A 20,254-nucleotide genomic window follows, 5' to 3' on the forward strand; every position below is an offset into this window, starting at 1 on the left:
TTATTTTTAATCAACTGAGGAATTATTCATGAGCCAAATCGTTGACATTCGTGCACGTGAAATTTTGGACTCTCGTGGTAACCCAACCATCGAAGCAGACGTAATCCTAGACTCTGGCGTTGTTGGCCGTGCATGTGCACCATCTGGTGCTTCAACTGGTTCTCGTGAAGCTTTAGAACTTCGTGACGGTGACAAATCACGTTACTTAGGTAAAGGTGTTCGCACTGCAGTTCAAAACGTAAATGGTCAAATCAAAGACTTATTAAAAGGTCAAAACGTATTTGAACAAAAAGCGCTTGATGACAAAATGATTGCGCTTGATGGCACTGAAAATAAAGAAAAATTAGGTGCAAACGCAACTTTGGCTGTATCTTTGGCTGCTGCACGTGCTGCTGCAACTGAGAAAAAAACTGAGTTGTTCCAATACATCGCAGACTTACGTGGTCAAACAACTTTGACTATGCCAGTTCCAATGATGAATATTTTGAACGGTGGTGCTCATGCAGATAATACTGTTGATATCCAAGAGTTCATGATTGAGCCTGTAGGCTTCACTTCATTTGCTGAATCTTTGCGTGCTGGTGCGGAAATTTTCCATGCTTTGAAATCTGTATTGAAAAAGCAAGGTTTAAACACTGCGGTGGGTGACGAAGGTGGTTTTGCACCAAACTTACGTTCAAACGAAGAAGCGATTACAGTTATCCTTTCTGCTATTGAAACCACAGGTTATAAAGCGGGTTCTGACATCATGTTAGCGCTTGACTGTGCATCTTCTGAATTCTACAAGAATGGTCAATACATTCTTGCTGGAGAAGGCAACAAAGCATTTACAAGCAACCAGTTTGCAGACTACTTAGCTGGTCTTGTAAAACAATATCCAATTATCTCAATCGAAGATGGTTTGGATGAGTCTGATTGGGAAGGTTGGAGTTATTTGACTTCTATTCTCGGTGATAAAATCCAATTGGTTGGTGACGATTTGTTTGTAACTAATCCTAAGATTTTACAACGTGGTATTGATGAGAAAGTTGGTAACTCGATCTTAATCAAATACAACCAAATTGGTACATTGTCAGAAACTTTAGATGCGATTTATCTTGCTAAAGCAAATGGTTATAGCACAGTTATTTCACATCGTTCTGGTGAAACAGAAGATTCTACAATTGCAGACTTGGCTGTAGGTACTGCTGCTGGTCAAATCAAGACAGGTTCACTTTGCCGTTCTGACCGTGTTGCAAAATATAACCAATTACTTCGTATTGAAGAGTTGACTCATGCAGCTTATCGCGGTAAAGCTGAATTCAAAGGTCTGAATTAATCTCTTTGAAATGTTAGAAGTCTTTAAAACTACTTCAAGTAAAGTGATTGCAATACTGGCGATTTTAATCGTTGCAGTATTGCAATATCGCTTCTGGTTTGGTGAGGGAGGTCATTTTCCTCACCAAGCTTTAGTACAGCAAATTGAACAGCAAGCTGAAGTCAATGCTGATCTAAAAGAACGTAACCGTATTCTCGCTGCTGAAGTGTATGATTTGAAAAATGGTTCTGAGGCCATAGAAGAACATGCACGTTTAGATCTCGGTCTAGTGAAGCCACATGAAACATTTGTACAAATGAGTACGATTAGTACCCATTATAAGCAGATTTATACAGATCCAAATGTAGACTTAAGAACCAATGAAGACGATAACGAACCTGTACCAGACCAACCGTAAAATTTGGGCAATTGTCCCGGCTGCTGGCTCAGGTCGTCGTTTTTCAAAAACAGAACTTAAGCAATATCAAATTATTCAAAATAAAACAGTCTTAGCGCATACCATCGACCGTTTAAATGAATTGCCACTTGCGGGTTATGTACTTGCAATTGGTGAGCAAGATCATTATGCCCAGACATTGGCTCTAAAAAATAAACATTTAAGTCATTTTTGTTTAGGTGGCAATGAGCGTGTTGACTCCGTGCTAAATGCATTAAGCTATCTTGAACAATTTGCCCAACCTGATGATTTTGTCTTTGTACATGATGCTGCACGTCCATGTGTAACACGTGAGTGTCTTGTCAATCTACTTAATACAGCAATCAACTTAAATAGCAATGCGATTCTTGCAATCCCTGTGAGAGATACCTTAAAGCGTGTTGATCAGCAACATAATATTGTTAAAACAGTGAATCGTGATCAATTGTGGCAAGCACAAACGCCTCAAATTTCAACATTTTCAATTTTAAAAACAGCCATTGAAACAGCGCTTAACGATGGAGTCATGATTACAGATGAAGCGAGTGCTTTAGAACATAGTAATCACACTGTCCAAGTCGTGATGGGACGTTCAGATAATATTAAAATCACTTATCCTGACGATTTAGAGTTGGCAAAGTTAATTTTACAATCACAAATAATGCATTAAAAAACTGAGAAATTAAAAATAATTCTCAAAGGATAGATGTTCTCCTTGAATATTTATCTCTATAATTTGGCTAGATTAAGCTAGGTTTAAGATTTGCATTTATGACACCATCGCCCCAGTATAAGTTTTTACGTCAGTCCGTTCGAGATGGTTTAAGTATTAATCAGAAGATGTCGAGATGGGATAAATTGCATCTTGACCCATGGTTATTGGGCTTATTAATCATCAATGCTGTTCTTGGTTTGTTGATGGTTTATAGTGCTTCTTCGGAAGACATGACTATGGTGATTCGTCAAGCTGTCAGCTTTGGTGTGGGTTTTGTTTTATTGTTTGTCTGTGCACAGATTCCACCCAAAGTTTATCAAGCGATTAGCCCATGGTTCTATCTATTTGCCATTCTATTACTGATTTTGGTCTTACTGATTGGTGACGTACGCTTAGGTGCAAAACGTTGGTTAACCATACCCGGTATTGGCAGTATGCAACCCAGTGAGTTTATGAAGTTTGCAATGCCTTTAATGATGGCATGGTATTTTGCACGAAATCCTTTACCTCCCAAGTTTAGACATATTGTGGTGGCTTTGATGATTATGGTAGTGCCATTTGTATTGGCACTACTGCAGCCAGACTTGGCGATAGGTATTGTGATTGGTGGGGTTTTCGCCTTATTTCTCAGTGGCATGTCATGGACTTTAATTATTGGTACACTGGCTGCATTAGCAATGGCTTTTCCATTAATTTGGACATTTGTCTTGCAAGCATATCAAAAGAAACGAATTATGACTTTGTTTGATCCTGAGTCCGATGCACTGGGAGCTGGTTGGAATATTATTCAGTCTAAAATTGCAATTGGTTCGGGGGGCATGACAGGGCGAGGATTCTTGGAAGGGACACAGTCTCAATTAGGCTACTTACCAGAACACCATACCGATTTTATCATGTCGACATATGCAGAAGAATTTGGCTTTATTGGAGTATTTTTCTTATTTGCCTTGTATACCGCGATGATTTTTAGATGCATGATCATTAGCTTAAATAGCTTTCATAATTATGGACGTCTGTTGGCTGGAACAATTGGCTTATCCTTATTCTTCTATGTTTTTGTAAACTCTGGTATGGTGAGTGGAATTTTGCCTGTAACAGGCGATCCTTTACCTTTGATGAGTTATGGCGGTTCAGCCGTGATTGCTTTGTTGGCAAGTTTTGGGATTGTAATGTCCATCCATACCCATCGATAATTTTATCCTTAAGCTGATGATGACAAAGCTCGCTGAATCTTTATAGATGAAGCGAGCTTTTTTAATTTAAGCGATATGATCAGTCATAATTATTTACTTTATGGTTAGACTGGCTGAATGAATATTCATACAGATAATTCATTCTAAGTGAGTTTTTCAACAGATTAGCGCTCTATAGACTATTCAATTTAGAAGTGTATAAGAAGCATAAAGGGGTAAAATATATTCTATGATCATTATCAGTGAATATTCTTGCTTTTTGAGCTGAGCAAGACTTTTATCACAACACTGTTTGCTAAAAGCGAGACACCTTAATATGTGTTCTAAGAAAAATTTGCTATTAGAAGATATAAAACTAAATAATTCAAAAGTATAAATCATAGTGACAGTTCCATACGAAATCTGTGTTGCCAAATTATTTCTAAGTGCTACATTAAAAGAGTGGCAAAAATTCAGATTAGAATAGATAACTTTTTATTATAAGACGATAAATTCGTATAAGGTCGGTTCAGTATGCATATCATCATCATGGGCGCAGGTGTTATTGGTACAACATCGGCATATTATCTCAAACAAGCGGGTCATGAGGTCACTGTAATTGACCGTCAACCGAATGTAGCACTTGAAACAAGTTTTGCGAATGCAGGTCAAATTTCTCCAGGTTATGCCTCTCCTTGGGCTGCTCCAGGGATTCCTTTAAAAGCATTTAAATGGATGTTTCAACCTCATTCGCCGCTCGCCATTAAACTAACTGGAGATATGTATCAGTATCAGTGGATGGTACAAATGTTAGCTGAATGTAATATCAATCGCTATCAAATCAACAAAGAGCGAATGGTGAGAATTTCAGAATATAGCCGTGATTGCTTAGATGAACTGCGTGCAGAAACCCAAATTCATTTTGATGAACGTCAGCTTGGGACATTGCAACTGTTTCGTAAGCAGCAGCAATTAGATGTGGCAGGCAAAGACACGGAAGTATTAAAGCATGAAGGTGTGCCATTTGAATTATTAGATAAAGCTGGTGTGATCAAAGCAGAACCTGCATTGGCGCATGCGACTGTTGATTTTGTTGGTGGTTTGCGCTTGCCTAATGATCAAACAGGGGATTGCCAAAAATTTACCACTGAATTAGCAGAACTCGCTGCGCAGCAAGGTGTAAATTTTCTTTTTAATACAGTGATTGAAACAATTGAAAAAGATTCAGATCGAATTACAGCCATTAAACTCAAAGATGGCAGTACATTGAAAGGTGATGTCTATGTAATGGCATTGGGCAGTTATAGTCATGAGATGTTAAAACAACTTAATATTGATGCGCCCGTATATCCTTTAAAAGGTTATTCGATCACCACAAAGATTATTGATCCAGCATTATCACCAATCTCCACGATCTTAGATGAGTCTTATAAAATTGCTTTAACACGTTTTGATGACCGTATTCGAGTTGGAGGAATGGCTGAAATTAATGGTTTTGATCGCTCTTTAAAAGCAAGCCGTGAAGATACCTTGCTGATGGTACTCCAGCAATTATTTCCAAATGCCAGTGATATTACGGATGCACATTTTTGGACGGGTTTAAGACCTGCAACGCCTGATGGTACGCCGATTGTTGGTAAAACCAAGTATCAAAACCTATATACCAATACTGGACATGGCACATTGGGTTGGACCATGTCTTGCGGTTCAGCAAAACTACTCTCCGATATTATTTCAGGAACAACACCACAAATTGAATACGATGATTTGAACGTGTTTCGATATGATGCAGTAAATAATTAATTACATTTAAGAAAGAATCAATGAGCCAACATATTTTGGTGCACGAAATCACTTTCAGCAATGAGCATTTTTGGCATTGGTTTATTGCATTATTACGTGGTTTTGATGAAGAAAAAGAATTGAATTTGGATGAGGCGATTGAGGAGAAGACAGGAATAGATCTTTATAGCAAAGAGCTTGAAGCATGGTATAGGTCTTTTTTACCTGAACATACTGATCGGGAAATGCGGTATTATCATTTAGCAATTCATTCTAAACTCTACATTGATATTCAATTTACACCAGAGGAAATTCGTTATTTTCTCAATGATCTGTATATCGGCAATATTGGCGGGCATTTTGAAGCATGGTTTTTGAGTTTGAAAGAGTTTCAACGCTTACAATCGACAGATTTAGATTTCTTATTGTTGCTACCGATGCTTGCTGTTGAACAGAACCAGTTAAAGGTTGTCACAGAGCTGATTGCCAAGCGATTATCGAATATAAAATCTTTTCAAGGTTATGAAGAATATATTGCCAGCTGTATAGTGAATGGTTTGATCATTCAAAATGATTTTTATCTGGATGAGGATGTTGGAGTGTGTAATCACCAAAATCATAGTGTACGTAATTTGCAACAGCACCCTGATGATATGGAACATATCCAAAAGTTAAATGAACTGTTAAATACAATCTAAAGATTAAATTTCAGACTACAGTTGATCGACTTTACAGTCCGATAATGGGTAAAGTGGAATAAGATCAGATGTAATCACAAATTTAATCAACAAATCTAGTCAAGATTATCGAGTAGAAAATGAATGCGTTAAAAGTTTTACGTTTTGCTGTAGATGGTATAGCTGTAATCGCGAATACTCAGAATCGTCAGATTCAACATTTATTAGATAATTTTTCAGCTTATGCCTATGAGTCAGAATTTGAAAGAATAATGTATTTTTCCGCGACTGATTTATACGTAGAATTAAAACTGGATGCATCACATATACAATTGTTGGTCAATTCTTGGACAGGTGAGACTTATACACAATGCAATATGAGTGTAGAACTCAGTGAAGCATTGGTTTCTGAAAGTGGAGTCGCGTTGATTTTAACTGAGCAAGATATTGATGAAGCTATTTGGTTGGAGCACTTATACGCTGAAAATATGGCTGAACTCGATGTAGCATTGACCAAAATTGAGCAAACAGCACAATTAGAACAAAACAGTATTCAAGCTTATATTTTAAGATTCTTGACGGACGAGGATAAACAGCAATTTTTAGCAGAGTTTGGTAAAGCAGAATAATTTTTACGATTCATTACCGCAAAAGTGTATCTATTTTATTCAAAATGGCATATACATTGCTATATAAAAGGAAAGATGATTGCAGGAGAGAAGTCTCTTGTAGACTCGCCGAAGGAGCAACGACCCCGGAAACTCTCAGGCAAAAGGACTGTAATTATTGTAAAACCTCTGGAGAGAAGTCATTCTATTGAAAACAAAAAAGAAATGGCTCACCGAAGGGGAAGGTAAAACCTAAATAGTTTAGGTTTTTATCGAAGCTCTCAGGTACACATGACAGATGGGGCATACATTGACAATGTAATGAGAAGAATTACATTTCAAAGGAGTGTGTGTATGTGTCATGTGGTCATAATTGGTTCGGGTATTACAGGTGTAACCTCAGCTTACGAACTTGCTCAATTAGGTTATCAAGTAACTGTTATTGATAAACATTTATTTCCTGCTATGGAAACCTCATTTGCCAATGGTGGACAACTCTCTGCGTGTAATGCAGAAGTATGGAATCAGAAGTCTACGGTTCTCAAGGGCATTAAATGGATGGCAAAAAAAGATGCACCATTGTTGCTCAATCCTTCTTTTGACTTACATAAATATGCTTGGTTAGTAGAATTCCTCGGTAATATCAAACACTATGAAACTAATACACAAGACACGGTCAGAATGGCGCTGTTAGCACGTCAAAGATTGTTTAGCATTGCTGAACAAGAAGGGATTGATTTTGATTTAGAAAAACGTGGAATTTTGCATTTCTATCATTCTGAATATGATTATAAAGTTGCAACCAGTGTCAATGCATTGTTATGTAAAGGTGGTCTAGAGCGTCATGCCGTTACCAATGAGGAAATTAAATCCATTGAACCCAGTTTAACTGGTGAATATTACGGTGGTTTTTATTGTCCAGGTGATGCAACAGGTGATATTCATAAGTTTACGACAGGTCTCGCCAAAGCCACTGAAAAATATGGGGTAAAATATTTATTTGGTATGGAAGTCGTGAATGTTGAACACACTGCAAATGGCGTTAATATTCAATACCACCCAAGTGTTGAAAATATGGAAGGTCATTCGGTTGCTATTGAGCAATTGAGTGCTGATGCAGTTGTGATTTGTGGCGGAGTCGGCAGTTATCAACTAGCCAATCAACTTGGTGATCGTGTGAATGTTTATCCTGTAAAAGGTTATTCAATCACTGTACAGCTTAATGATGAAAAAAGTATCAATGGTGCACCTTGGGTCAGTTTGCTCGATGAAAGTGCAAAAATTGTAACGTCTCGTTTAGGTGCGAATCGCCTACGTATTGCAGGTACTGCGGAATTCAATGGTTATAACCGTGACATTCGTTCTGATCGTATTCAGCCTTTGACAGATTGGGTCAATAAAAATTTTGATATATCGACAGAGCATTGCGTGCCTTGGGCAGGGTTACGTCCAATGATGCCAAATATGATGCCTGTGGTAAAACGAGGTAAACGTGAACGTGTATTCTATAACACAGGGCATGGGCATTTGGGTTGGACATTATCTGCTGCAACTGCTGTAATGATCAGTCAAGAAGTTGCAAGCTCACATCCTTTATAAAGATAAGCCTTATAAAACTAAAGAAAGCATTGATATGCTTAATTGCAAAGAGCGGATATAAGCCACTCTTTGCAAATCTACGTGTTATATTTTAAAGACGAGTAATCACATCTTTTTGAGCTAAACGAGATTTGGGCAATTTAGCGTTGAAATCGACATCACTGCGATAACCGAGTGTCATAATGACAGAAGGAATTAAATTCTTTTCAGTTAAACCCAATTCTTCAGTTAAAATTGCTTCATCAAAACCACCAATCGGGGTAGCATCTATGCCTTCAATCCCTGCGGCTAAAAGCATTTGCCCAAGTGCAATAAAGGTTTGATTTTCAGCCCAGCGCTGAATGTCTCCTTTTTCATTTCGATAATAAGAAACATAGCCTGAACGGCTTTCTTTTTGTCCTTGCTTGGCTTTTTCATCTTTAAAGCGCCCACTAAGATCATCTTGTTGTAACAAATCTGCCAGATGCTGCTCGCTTATATCTGCTTTGGTACAAAATAAAATGGTATGCGATGAATCTAATACTTTGGGTGCGTTATAGGCATATTTGCCAACAAGGGCTTTTGCAATGAGTTGTTTAGCCTCATCATGATCTGCAATAAAGAAATGCCATGGCTGAATATTAATTGAAGAAGGTGTTAAACGTAAGATTTCAACTAAACGCTCGAATTGTTCTTGAGGAATTTTCTTTGTCGCATCATAAGCCTTGGTGGTATAACGTGTTTTTGCTACCGTCAGTAGATCCATGAAATTATCTCATATATCGTAAATTATCGATATATTCTATGCTAAAACACCTAAAAGTGAATGTTAAAATCGTAAATAAACATGAAAATCATGAGCGATTTGAAATATTTGAAAATCGAATTTAGTATATTCTTACGATGTGAATTTATAACAAATAGAATTGTCATGAATTATAAAGTTTTGTGCCATAAATATGCAAAATAGCGAAAGATAAAAAGCTTGAAATGCTCGTTTGAAATAAATATTAAATCGCTATAAAGTGATTGTATAACAAGATGATAATTAAAAGCTGAAGAGGGAAACATGACGGCATATTATATTCATTTACCGCAAGATTTTCATGATTACGAATGGGAATATGAAAAGAAAGGTTGGTTACTATTAATAATTGATATTTCAGGGAAAAGTTATTTTTTTACTTTTTATGATCCTGTTCGTCTAGGGCAAACGATTAAAGATAATTTAAGTGAATATAATTATTTTTTTGAAGAAAATTTAGTTGTGATTGACAAGGTAAATTTAAAAAATATTCAAAATTTTATCGAAAATATGATTAATACTGAAAAATAAAGTGTTTTATTGAAAAATAAGATGCAAGGTTATATAGATTTTAACGGATTCGCCATTTTATAAATTGCCATTTTCCAGTTTCATCTACCTCTAAAATCATAGCTTCTGAGGTCTTTTCACGCCAATCGCCAAGAACAATTCGAGGTTTATTCTTTACATCGTGAATAGCAGGACGATGAGTATGTCCATGAATCAAGATATCCGTATTTTCTAAAGCCTGTTCTACAGCCTTTGAATTGACATCCATAATTTCATAAGATTTATTTTGCTGAGATTCACGACTTCGTTTACGAAAACCATTGGCAAGTTTTTGTCTAAAGTTTAGTGGTGTACTTTTTAAGATTTTTAATACAAGAGGATTACGAATGACTTTCTTAAATCTTTGATAAGCAACATCATCAGTACATAAGGCATCGCCATGTTCTAAACGAAAATGTGTTTGCGCGATTGTCAGTGTGTAAATATCAGGCAGCAGTTTGCCATTGAATTGATCAAGAAATGCTTGCCCTAAAGCAAAATCACGATTGCCGACTTGAAAGTAAATTTGATTACCTGCTTGGTTAAATTGTTGTAAATGTTGAACAACTTCATCTAGCCATGGTGCAGTATAATCGTCTCCAATCCAAGCATTAAACCAGTCACCCAGAATAAATAATTGAGTATTTTGAGTTTTATATTGATCCAATAAATCAAAAAACCCTCGAACCAGTCGAGGGTGTTCTGGTGACAAATGTAAATCAGCGATAAACAGATAGGTCACTTTTTTTCCTATAAAATTATCCTACTCTGCAGCACCTTATGACAGGACAAGCTGCATTGTTGTTCTTTAATCAAAGAACAAAGCCTAGGATTTATTTATTATTCAGCAATGATTTTTGCAGATTCGATAACCACATTTTCAAGCGGAACGTCAGCGTGGTAACCACGATTGCCAGTACGAACACCTTTAATTGCTTCAACAACATCCATACCTTCAGTCACTTTACCAAATACGGCATAACCCCAACCTTGTGCAGTTTTACCTGTATGGTTAAGGAAAGAGTTATTTTTTACGTTGATAAAGAATTGTGCAGAAGCAGAGTGAGGTGCTTGTGTACGTGCCATCGCAATCGTACCTTCGTCATTGCTCAAACCGTTGTCAGCTTCATTTTCAATTGAATCACGCGTTGTTTTTTCTTTGAAGTTTTCATCCATGCCACCGCCTTGGATCATAAAACCGTCAATAACACGATGGAAGATTACGCCATCATAAAAACCATCACGAACATATTCTAAAAAGTTAGCAACAGTTTTTGGTGCTTTTTCAGAGTTAAGTTCAAGAACAATACGTCCTTTGTTGGTGTTTAATTCGACTTGAGGAAAACTCATTCTATAATCTCCTAATCATGACGAAAAATGTCATGGGTTTTTGGTTGAGAGAAGCATAAGCAAACTGTAAACTACATAGCAAGTAAAAATGTGAAATTCTTTTGTTAAAAAGGATAAAATCGCATTTTCTATATTCAATTTTAACTTTTAGAAGTGATTTATCAACTATGAAGCCAAATGATGTTGTTTCAGAACTGCCGAAAAGCCCGACAAATAATGCCAGCCCTGTCGATAATGCGCAGCAAGAACAACAACCGGGCTTAGATTTCGTGCGTCAAGTGATTACTGATGATCTATCAACAGGTCGTACACAACAAGTCGTGACTCGTTTTCCACCTGAGCCAAATGGATATTTGCATATCGGTCATGTTAAAGCGATTTGCTTGAATTTCGGTATTGCCGAAGAATATGAAGGTTTATGTAACTTACGTTTTGATGACACCAATCCTGATGCTGAAGAACAAGAATATGTCGACGGAATTGCCAACGATGTAAAATGGTTGGGCTTTGAATGGAATGGCGAACCACGTTATGCATCAAGCTATTTTGACCAATTGCATGCTTGGGCAATCCAGTTAATCAAACAAGGTGATGCTTATGTAGATTTGCAAAGCCCTGAAGAAATTAGAATTAATCGTGGTAATTTCGTAGAGCCAGGTAAAAACTCACCTTATCGTGATACTTCTGTTGAAGAGAATCTTGTTCGTTTTGAAAAAATGAATAATGGTGAATTTGCAGAAGGCGAAGCAGTATTGCGTGCCAAGATTGATATGGCATCTCCGAATGTGCATATGCGTGATCCAATTTTATATCGTGTACTTCATTCAGAACATCATCAAACAGGTGATAAATGGAAAATGTACCCAATGTATGACTATGCGCATCCATTGTCAGACGCGATAGAAGGCATTACTCATTCATTATGTACATTGGAGTTCCAAGATCATCGTCCATTCTACGATTGGATTGTTGAAAAAGTTCATTCTAAAGCTGTGCCACGTCAGTATGAGTCTAGCCGTTTAAACGTAGATTACACCATTACGTCTAAGCGCAAATTACGTAAGTTGGTTGAAGGCAATTATGTTAATGGTTGGGATGACCCACGTATGCCAACTGTTGTGGGCATGCGTCGTCGTGGATTTACTCCTGAAGGTTTACGTGATTTCTGTAAGCGTGTTGGTGTGTCTAAAACGGACGGTATTGTTGATGTGGCAATGCTGGAGTTCTGTATTCGTCAGTCGCTTGAAAATACAGCAGCGCGTGGTATGGCTGTATTAAATCCTTTGAAAGTAACATTAACCAATTTACCTGCGGATATGCAACTCAATCATGCACGCCATCCAAATGTTGATATGGGTGATCGCATTATTCCTTTAAGCACAGAAATCTATATTGATCGTAAAGATTTTGAAGAAGTGCCACCAAAAGGCTTTAAACGTTTGGTTCCAGATGGTGAGGTTCGTTTACGTCATGCCTATGTGATCAAATGTGACGAAGTGATTAAAGATGAAAATGGTGAAGTTGTTGAGCTGAAATGTTCAATTGACCCTGAAACTTTAGGTAAAAATCCAGAAGGTCGTAAAGTAAAAGGCGTTATTCATTGGGTCTCTGCAACTCAAGGGATACCTGCCGAAGTGCGTATTTATGATCGTTTATTTACAGAAGCTGCGCCTGATGCTGATGATGATTTCTTGAAGTTTTTAAATCCTGAATCTTTAAAAATCGTACAAGCAGTGGTTGAACCTGCTTTGGCTCAAGCAAAACCAGAAGATCGTTTCCAATTTGAACGAGAAGGTTATTTTGTTGCAGATCAATATGACCATGCAGCTGAAAAACCTGTGTTTAACCGTATTCTGGATTTGAAAGACAGCTTTAAGCCGGGTAAATAGCGTGAGTTGGATGCAACCACATCTTCAACTCATTGAAAAAAAATAAGTCTCGATGGAGTCTTGTTGCGTTTTCACCCAATTTAAGGATCAGCCTGCGGCTAGCCCTACTTTTCTTTCGGGATGAGGAGCGAAGCTGCGCAAGGGCAACCACCTTGCGCAGCGGTATCGCTGCTCACCGCAAAACTCGTCAACCACCAGCAACATATTTAATCAGTCACAGAAACAATACTTTATAGAAGTAGTCCTGCCTCAAACAGTTGCGGATGACTTTTCCGAGTATCATATTTCATCAAGATTTTTATATCGAACTCAGGTTAAATAATTTAATAATAGTAAGAAACCTAGCTTCGGCTAGGTTTTTTTATGTTCAATAAAATTGATTGAGCTGAGGGATATAAAAGCGATATATTAAACGTACAAATAATAATCAGGGTCAGCCAATGTCTTCTCAATTTGATGCAGTTACGGTGCGTGTTAAACCCAATATCCATTATAAAGGACGTTCGATTAGCTATGTAATTGAATGCCAAGATGGTTCAAAAAAAACATTAGGGGTGATTTTGCCCACAGACAAACCTTTAACTTTTGAAACACATGTCTGCGAAAAAATCGAAATTATTTCTGGAAAATGTTTTGTAAAAAGAGAGCAGAGTGAAGAAACTGAGGTGTATCATCCAGGTGAATTTTTTACAGTTCCTGCAAATAGCCGTTTTAGTATGCAATCTACAGAAATAGTCGATTATATTTGTCATTTGGAATAAGCCCATTCTTTGTTGCAGTATGATCAGTGAAGCTCCGTAAAGGTAATCAACTTAAATATTGACAACGCGACCGTAAATAGATCATAGCATTTCTCAAAATATGAGGCTGTGAAAATACCTAACAATAAAAATTTTCAATAATGATATTGATGAATTAAACTTATTTTTGACCTTTGGTATAAGTTAAATTTTAAATATTTAAATCAATTATTTATTAAAATTTTTAAAATAATCTTGCAGATATTCAATCAAAACTTTGACTTTGTTTGGCATGAGTTTTCGATCAGGGATTACAGCATATATCGCCGTTGGTTCAACCGTAAATTCAGGAAGAACATGGATTAATCTCTCAGTCATTAAATCATCGTGAACATGCCAAAAAGAGTGATTTGAAATGCCTAGACCTGCCAATGCGGCTTGACGCACACCTTCACCGGCGTTGGTAATAAAGTGTCCTTTGACATGAATATTTAATAATTTATCTCCTTTTAAAGGATCAATAAAGTTCCATGTATCAGTGATGCCTTTTTGATGGCGTTGAATGATACAGCGATGTCGCGCTAAATCTTCAATATGCTGAGGTGTGCCGTACTGCTCAAGGTATTCTGGAGAGGCGCAGAGTAAGCGCTGATTGATACATAACGGTTTAGCAATTAACGATGAATCTTGAAGTTTTCCAATCCGAATTGCAATATCCATTCCTTGAGCAATCAAATCTACGTTCTGATCATTAAGATCTAAGTTTATCGACAATGCTGGATGTTGCTTTAAAAATTCAGCAATCACTTTAACCAGTATTTGTACACCGAAACTCGCAGGCGCTGTGAGATTAATATTTCCAATAAGCTGTTGATCGCGATGTTTAAGATTTTCAGTCAATATCTGAAAACTTTCTAGTAGCGGTTGCCCATGTGCAATCAACGTCTTAGCTTCTTCAGTCAAACGCAATTTACGGGTAGTGCGATAAAATAGCCTAAGCGATAAGTGATGTTCTAATCGTTGAATACGCTGACTTGCCACTGAAACAGCGATATTGGCATGCTTTGCTGCTTGACTGATCGAGCCAAGTTCAGCAACACGAAGAAAGAATTGAAAATCTTCTGTATTCATTTTCCATAAAATCGAAAAAGTATTTTCTGATTATCCTGATTTTTTAAATAAATTGAAATTGATATTTTTGCAATATCGATTATTGAAACAAGGTGAATGGTCATGAAATATAATCTTCTAGGAAGTTCGGGATTAAAAGTATCCGAGCTTGGTTTTGGTGCGGGAACTTTTGGTGGAAAAGGACCTTTATTTTCTGCATGGGGACAGACCGAACAAATTGAAGCCAATCAAATGGTTGCATCTTGTATAGACGCAGGGATTAATTTTTTTGATAGCGCTGATGCCTATTCAGAAGGTGAGTCAGAGAAAATGCTAGGAATTGCATTAGCACCGTATCGACAAGATGTAATTATTTCAACCAAAGTGGGGATTCGTAAAGATCCCCAAGTGAATCAAGTCGGATTTAGCCGTGATTATTTAATACGTGCCGTTGAGCAATCACTAAAGCGTTTAAATACCGATTATATTGATGTATTACAGTTACATCAGTTTGATAGTTTCACTTGCCTAGAACAACTCATGAAAAGCTTAGATGCGTTAGTGCGAAGTGGAAAAGTACGTTATATCGGTGCTTCAAATTTTTCAGGTTGGCAATTAATGAAGGCACAATCAATTGCTGATCGTTATGGTTATGAAAAAATGGTGGCTCATCAAGTCTATTATTCGCTGATTGGGCGCGACTATGAAGGGGAGTTGATGCCTTTAAATCATGATCAGCACATTGGTGCTGTGGTTTGGAGTCCTTTAGGGTGGGGACGTTTGACAGGAAAGTTTGATCGAGAGCATCCCATCCCAACTCAAAGTCGTTTACATGCAACAGCGCAGTTTGCACCACCAGTAAATGATCAATATCTCTATGATGTTATTGATATTCTAAAAGAGTTATCGTTGAGTACAGGTTATTCAGTTGCACAAATTGCATTAAAGTGGTTGCTTACGCGCCCTACAGTTTCTACGGTATTGATTGGTGCTCGTAACCAGCAACAGCTAAAAGATAATCTCATTGCAAAAGATGTCATATTGACAGAAACACAGTTACAGCGTTTAAATCAAATCAGTGCAGTATATCCACCATATCCATATTATCCGTATTGGAATGGTCAATTCTCCGAACGCTATCAAGCTTTAGTAGAATCTTCATTTATTCAAAACTAAGCTTTTAAATTGATTAACAAAAACCTGATACTGATTCATACGCAGTTGTGTTATCAGTATTATCCTATTGATGCAATTGTTATTCCTATAAATTAAATAGAGCCATAAGAATGAATCCAACCATTGAAACACAAATGTTAATTCGTAAACCTGTAGCTGAGGTTTTTAATGCTTTTATAGACCCAGCAATAACCACTAAGTTTTGGTTTAGCAGTTCCACTGGACCACTAAAAGAAGGAAAAATTGTGCAGTGGAGTTGGGATAAATATCAAGTAAAATCGAAGGTCATGGTTTTTAATATTCTTGAAAATAAATTGATTCAAATTGCATGGGGCGAAGATCCTAAAACGTCTGTAGATTTTATTTTTGAAGCGGTCAGTGTTGAGCAAACTTATGTCACGATTCGTAATTATGATATCCCATTGCAGGGTTCTGAATTGATTAAATTTATTATCGATGCGACTGGCGGATTTACGACGGTATTGGACGGTCTAAAAGCATATTTGGAACATGGCTTGGTGCTGAATTTGGTCGAAGATAAATTTCCACCTTTTTAAAAAACGAGAACATCATATCTCATGATTTGGCACTCAGTTTTTACTCGAATTGGGTGCTATACATTGCTCATTATATAAAGGAATAAAGCCTAAAATTTTTACTTTTTGGTGTGTTGGTCTTTCATCGAAAGGTAGGTAGGAAGTTTAAGTTTTGATTGAGCCCTGAGTTTCATTTTTATATATAACACCAATGCAAAGCATGTGGTCGCCACGGTTAAAAATAATCCATTCATATAGGTCATGATTGAACTAATATAACCAATTGTGGTTAAACGATTCATCATTTTAACCACTTGTGGACTACTTTCTACCCCTGTGATTGCCCAACTACAAAGATGTTCACAATTATTGATAATTAAATGATAGCTGTTTTCATGCATACGTGAGCGCATACGACGTACGACATGACGACCTGAAAATTTGGGTTGCTCATAAAGACGCACGCGTATGGATTTACCATGCGAGAATTTTTCGAGAGAGGTCATTTCTATAGGACGCTTTTTAAAGAAATGTGCAAAACCAGAATAATGAATCACACGACCTCGTCCTGCATAAATGCCATGATGGCTATAGCCAAAATGTTTGACGATTAAATGCGCTCCAATCGGGTATTTGGTTATTTGTTTTGTCTGCATATTTCACTCAGTTCAAATAAATTGTACACATGTATTTAATTGAAAGGATAGAATGATTATAGCGATGCGTAATGAATTTAATAGCCCTTAAAGTGCTAATTAAGTAAAAAATTACATTTAAAATGCAAAATAGCATACATTATGAATTAAAAAATTGAAAAGATGATTTGGAATTAAAGTTTATGCGTTTGAGATATTGGATCTATACCTTTTTGACCAGTATAGGATTGAGTACTTTTCCATTTCAGCTACATGCTGAGACGACTTATACTAAAATCAGTAAAGATCAGAAAGTGATAGCAGATGTGGTTCGAATTGATGATCTGAGTAAGCTACAGTTATTCCTCAAAGATCCACAGGCTCGACCCTATAAGAAATTCGCTGCGTTACAAAAGAACCTGAAGCAATGTAATATCAGTTTTGCTATGAATGCAGGGATGTATCATGCCAATTTTACACCTGTTGGGCTGTATATTGAGCAAAACAAACAACAGGTTGAATTAAATCAACAAAAGAATAAATTTGGTAACTTCTTTATGCAACCCAATGGTGTGGTGGCATGGAATGATCATCGAGCTGTCATTCAAACCACAACCCAGTATCAAAAGTCTAAGTTTAAAGCACGCTTTGCGACACAATCTGGTCCGATGCTGGTCATCAATGGACAAATTAATCCAATCTTTGTAAAAGACTCTGACTCGTTGAAAATTAGGAATGGGGTTGGAATTAAAAATAATCAGCTCTATTTTGTGATTAGTCGTGGCAAAATTAATTTTTATGAGTTTGCTGATATTTTTAAAACACAGCTCAAGACTGATCAAGCTTTATATTTAGATGGAAGCATTTCAAGTGCATACATTCCACAAGCAAAAAGGAATGATCAAATATATGACTTAGGTCCTATGTTTGTTTATACAGAAGCTGAGCAGTGTCATTAATTTTGGATTAAAAAATAGCAGAAGAATATATGGATGTGGGTAAAGACACATCCATATATTGCTGTTGATTAAATTATTTAACCATCCCAAAAATTGATGATTGTGCTTTACATGCTTTGATCGCATCTTCTTTTGGCATTTTTTTGATTTCTTCTTCAAATGCCTTTTTCTGTTCTTTCAGCGAGTCTTCAGGAATACCACTTTGTTTTGCTAAATCTTCCATATGTTTCCAAGATTCTTCGCATTCCTTTGGCAAGCCACCACATGCTATTAATGGTGTAGTTAAAGCAATCATTGCTGTTAAATTTAATAATTTCATATTATTACCCTTAAATTGAAAATTGATTTTTATTCATATTGATCGTTAAAGTTTTTAGCATTTATAAATGACGATGAAATGAATTCTTTGAATAAAAAAGACTTCATTCTTCAAATATATACGCCAGAATGAAGTCTACGCTAAAAAATAAATTTATCCAAATCGTTGTTTTCAGAACCGATAGCCGATTTTTAAACCATAGCCAATGGCATTATTGTTTCGATAGTCACCTTGTTGTGCGATTTCAGAAGCACCTGGAACAGGAATATAATATGTTCCATCCTGTGCTGTTGCATCGCCAATCCATTGATATTTAACTCCACCAGCAATAAAGTAATCAGCAGTTGGATTATATTGAACACCAATCCCCAATCCCCACCCACCTTTGGTTGGATTTAATACAGAAGCAGGATTTCCTGTACCAGAGTCCCATGACACATCCGCTGAAGCTGCCCATTGTTCAGTAAACTGATGTCCCAGACCAAGTGTTAAATTGTATTGGTCTTTTTGATAATCATCGAGATTGAATCCTTCCGAATACAATCCTTGGCTCAGTTCAGCCGTTGCGAGTTCGGTTAAGGCACCGAATTGGGTAGGGCGAATTTTAAAATCTTTCCAATTTACCCAACGCGCATTTAAATACGCAATTGTGTCTTTATAAACACCAGTTTGTAAGTCAACATTGACGGATTGAGGTGTATTGATTTCAGTTGGTTGATCTCCAGTAAAAGCCAATGCTTCACCAAAAATCGTTTCTTGCGCATCAATTTTATGTTTGATTTTAGAACGGTAGGTTACTGCGGCTTTTAAGGCAATTTCGGGTATTTGAAAAGCTGCACCTGCCATCCAACCTATAGCACTGTCTTGTTTGAATTTTGCATCGTAGCCATTAAACACACTCATCGAATTGCCACGTAAAGATACTGATCCTTTTACAGTTTGATAAACGCCACCGCCATACAAATTAAAATGTGTATTCGGCTGAAAACCGAATAGCATCGTAATATTTTGTGTATCTACATCGGCAGAAGTACCTTTCATGGTAATTTCATTATCCGAGAAGGTATTATTTGTACGTAAAGGATATTCAATATCTGCACCATACGGTTGATCGTAAATCACACCAAAAGAAACTTTTGGCGCAATTTGAAGTTTCAATGCTGCATTATAGTATTGGAATGAGCGCGCCATATCGCCAGTACTTAGATCATTGCTACCTGCATTGACCAAATCTGGACGATTGCGAACTTTACCAGAAACATCTGGATCAACAGCGGAAATGCTGGCTTCAAAATAGTTTTTGTCTTCAAGAAATGCCAGTATTGATTGTCCTGATTGATCCATCGCAGCCGCCTGAGCATAAGCTGTTGAAAATAGAGTAAGTATACTGAGAAGGAGGGGCTGTGTTTTCATGCTGTTCGTTCCTTGAATTTTTTTGTTATTGCGGTCATAAAAGTCAAATAAAATAGCAACCACTAAACTATCTTAAGTAATTAGTTTCACAGGTTTTATTTAGGGGCTGTGGACATTTCATAAATGGCTTGCGTTGTGGGTTAAAATTGAGCAGGCAAGGCATGAAATGAAGAGAATAGCGAGACTATTATTAAATTTCATAACGCAGCCTGAGATAATTTTAACCACAACCCTTCGGGACTAGCGTGTTTTGTGTCGCTTCGTCGTTACGAACTACTCATTTAGAATGACTAAATTTCGTATTTCGTGCCTAGAATCGCCTAAAAAACACACCTAGTCGCAAACATAGACGAATTGTCCACAGCCCCTAAGCATTTTATAAGATAAGTGAAGCATTTTTGATCATGTGAAAAAAGGGGATGAGTGACCAAATAAAGGGGGGATTAACGGACAAAGTGAGATTGTTCTGCATCTAAGATAAACAGTTTGATGTGGCATTTTGTGCTTA

At 36.9% G+C, this 20,254-nt stretch carries 21 protein-coding genes and 1 riboswitch; of the genes, 14 read left to right on the top strand and 7 right to left on the bottom strand.

The genetic code is table 11. The annotated features are described in order from the left end of the window. Positions 1-28 precede the first annotated feature (28 nt). The 8 genes from eno to TOL5_RS09990 all read left to right on the top strand — a co-directional run bounded on the left by eno (position 29) and on the right by TOL5_RS09990 (position 8,286). Entirely contained in the window at positions 29-1,318 is a 1,290-nt protein-coding gene (gene eno / locus TOL5_RS09955) for a phosphopyruvate hydratase (protein ID WP_004830564.1), read from the top strand. A 10-nt stretch (positions 1,319-1,328) separates the two neighbouring features. Further along, positions 1,329-1,715 carry a cell division protein FtsB gene (ftsB, locus tag TOL5_RS09960; RefSeq protein ID WP_004830565.1) on the top strand — a complete coding sequence of 129 codons (387 nt, stop codon included), beginning with the start codon at positions 1,329-1,331 and terminating at the stop codon, positions 1,713-1,715. Then, complete coding sequence (gene ispD / locus TOL5_RS09965) at positions 1,678-2,403, top strand: 2-C-methyl-D-erythritol 4-phosphate cytidylyltransferase (RefSeq protein ID WP_005031833.1); 726 nt, start codon at positions 1,678-1,680, stop codon at positions 2,401-2,403. Before ftsB ends, ispD begins: the two co-directional genes overlap by 38 nt. 101 nt (positions 2,404-2,504) lie before the next feature. Continuing rightward, positions 2,505-3,641 (top strand): rod shape-determining protein RodA, encoded by a 1,137-nt coding sequence (gene rodA, locus TOL5_RS09970; RefSeq protein ID WP_004830568.1) that lies wholly within the window; start codon positions 2,505-2,507, stop codon positions 3,639-3,641. A gap of 513 nt (positions 3,642-4,154) precedes the next feature. Beyond that, on the top strand, positions 4,155-5,423 hold the full coding sequence (locus TOL5_RS09975) for a D-amino acid dehydrogenase (RefSeq protein WP_009584109.1): 1,269 nt from the start codon (positions 4,155-4,157) through the stop codon (positions 5,421-5,423). A 20-nt stretch (positions 5,424-5,443) separates the two neighbouring features. Beyond that, positions 5,444-6,100 carry an Imm19 family immunity protein gene (locus tag TOL5_RS09980; protein ID WP_121774469.1) on the top strand — a complete coding sequence of 219 codons (657 nt, stop codon included), beginning with the start codon at positions 5,444-5,446 and terminating at the stop codon, positions 6,098-6,100. Positions 6,101-6,219: 119 nt separating this feature from the next. Beyond that, entirely contained in the window at positions 6,220-6,708 is a 489-nt protein-coding gene (locus TOL5_RS09985) for a hypothetical protein (protein ID WP_009584112.1), read from the top strand. A 72-nt stretch (positions 6,709-6,780) separates the two neighbouring features. After that, positions 6,781-6,869: riboswitch (glycine riboswitch) on the top strand. Positions 6,870-7,041: 172 nt separating this feature from the next. Then, entirely contained in the window at positions 7,042-8,286 is a 1,245-nt protein-coding gene (locus tag TOL5_RS09990) for a D-amino acid dehydrogenase (protein ID WP_004830572.1), read from the top strand. 91 nt (positions 8,287-8,377) lie between these two features. On the opposite strand, the gene nfsB is transcribed toward TOL5_RS09990, so the two are convergent. Then, complete coding sequence (nfsB, locus tag TOL5_RS09995) at positions 8,378-9,031, bottom strand: oxygen-insensitive NAD(P)H nitroreductase (protein ID WP_121774468.1); 654 nt, start codon at positions 9,029-9,031, stop codon at positions 8,378-8,380. A gap of 303 nt (positions 9,032-9,334) precedes the next feature. On the opposite strand from nfsB, the gene TOL5_RS10000 reads away from it, so the two are divergent. Continuing rightward, a complete protein-coding gene (locus tag TOL5_RS10000) occupies positions 9,335-9,601 on the top strand; it encodes a hypothetical protein (RefSeq protein ID WP_121774467.1) in 267 nt (88 codons plus the stop codon). Between the two features lie 40 nt (positions 9,602-9,641). On the opposite strand, the gene TOL5_RS10005 is transcribed toward TOL5_RS10000, so the two are convergent. Beyond that, entirely contained in the window at positions 9,642-10,361 is a 720-nt protein-coding gene (locus TOL5_RS10005) for a UDP-2,3-diacylglucosamine diphosphatase (RefSeq protein WP_121774466.1), read from the bottom strand. A gap of 98 nt (positions 10,362-10,459) precedes the next feature. Next, positions 10,460-10,969 carry a peptidylprolyl isomerase gene (locus TOL5_RS10010; RefSeq protein ID WP_004830577.1) on the bottom strand — a complete coding sequence of 170 codons (510 nt, stop codon included), beginning with the start codon at positions 10,967-10,969 and terminating at the stop codon, positions 10,460-10,462. Between the two features lie 167 nt (positions 10,970-11,136). Between TOL5_RS10010 and TOL5_RS10015 the strand changes: the two genes are divergently transcribed. Next, the gene (locus TOL5_RS10015) at positions 11,137-12,858 is read left to right on the top strand and encodes a glutamine--tRNA ligase/YqeY domain fusion protein (RefSeq protein ID WP_121774465.1); all 1,722 of its coding nucleotides are present in this window, start codon (positions 11,137-11,139) and stop codon (positions 12,856-12,858) included. A gap of 440 nt (positions 12,859-13,298) precedes the next feature. After that, positions 13,299-13,619 (top strand): pyrimidine/purine nucleoside phosphorylase, encoded by a 321-nt coding sequence (locus tag TOL5_RS10020; protein ID WP_121774464.1) that lies wholly within the window; start codon positions 13,299-13,301, stop codon positions 13,617-13,619. Positions 13,620-13,826: 207 nt separating this feature from the next. On the opposite strand, the gene TOL5_RS10025 is transcribed toward TOL5_RS10020, so the two are convergent. After that, the gene (locus TOL5_RS10025) at positions 13,827-14,729 is read right to left on the bottom strand and encodes a LysR family transcriptional regulator (RefSeq protein WP_121774463.1); all 903 of its coding nucleotides are present in this window, start codon (positions 14,727-14,729) and stop codon (positions 13,827-13,829) included. Between the two features lie 102 nt (positions 14,730-14,831). On the opposite strand from TOL5_RS10025, the gene TOL5_RS10030 reads away from it, so the two are divergent. After that, positions 14,832-15,884 (top strand): aldo/keto reductase, encoded by a 1,053-nt coding sequence (locus TOL5_RS10030; RefSeq protein ID WP_121774462.1) that lies wholly within the window; start codon positions 14,832-14,834, stop codon positions 15,882-15,884. Positions 15,885-15,994: 110 nt separating this feature from the next. After that, a complete protein-coding gene (locus TOL5_RS10035) occupies positions 15,995-16,441 on the top strand; it encodes an SRPBCC domain-containing protein (protein ID WP_005031809.1) in 447 nt (148 codons plus the stop codon). A gap of 98 nt (positions 16,442-16,539) precedes the next feature. On the opposite strand, the gene TOL5_RS10040 is transcribed toward TOL5_RS10035, so the two are convergent. Then, the gene (locus TOL5_RS10040; protein ID WP_121774461.1) at positions 16,540-17,076 is read right to left on the bottom strand and encodes a lecithin retinol acyltransferase family protein; all 537 of its coding nucleotides are present in this window, start codon (positions 17,074-17,076) and stop codon (positions 16,540-16,542) included. Between the two features lie 182 nt (positions 17,077-17,258). On the opposite strand from TOL5_RS10040, the gene TOL5_RS10045 reads away from it, so the two are divergent. Continuing rightward, positions 17,259-18,014 carry a phosphodiester glycosidase family protein gene (locus TOL5_RS10045; protein ID WP_005031805.1) on the top strand — a complete coding sequence of 252 codons (756 nt, stop codon included), beginning with the start codon at positions 17,259-17,261 and terminating at the stop codon, positions 18,012-18,014. 73 nt (positions 18,015-18,087) lie between these two features. On the opposite strand, the gene TOL5_RS10050 is transcribed toward TOL5_RS10045, so the two are convergent. After that, entirely contained in the window at positions 18,088-18,333 is a 246-nt protein-coding gene (locus TOL5_RS10050; RefSeq protein WP_121774460.1) for a hypothetical protein, read from the bottom strand. A gap of 171 nt (positions 18,334-18,504) precedes the next feature. After that, complete coding sequence (locus TOL5_RS10055; protein WP_121774475.1) at positions 18,505-19,746, bottom strand: OmpP1/FadL family transporter; 1,242 nt, start codon at positions 19,744-19,746, stop codon at positions 18,505-18,507. Between the last annotated feature and the right edge of the window lie 508 nt (positions 19,747-20,254).

The sequence above is a fragment of the Acinetobacter sp. Tol 5 genome, assembly GCF_019702905.1.
GTDB classification, from domain to species: domain Bacteria; phylum Pseudomonadota; class Gammaproteobacteria; order Pseudomonadales; family Moraxellaceae; genus Acinetobacter; species Acinetobacter bereziniae.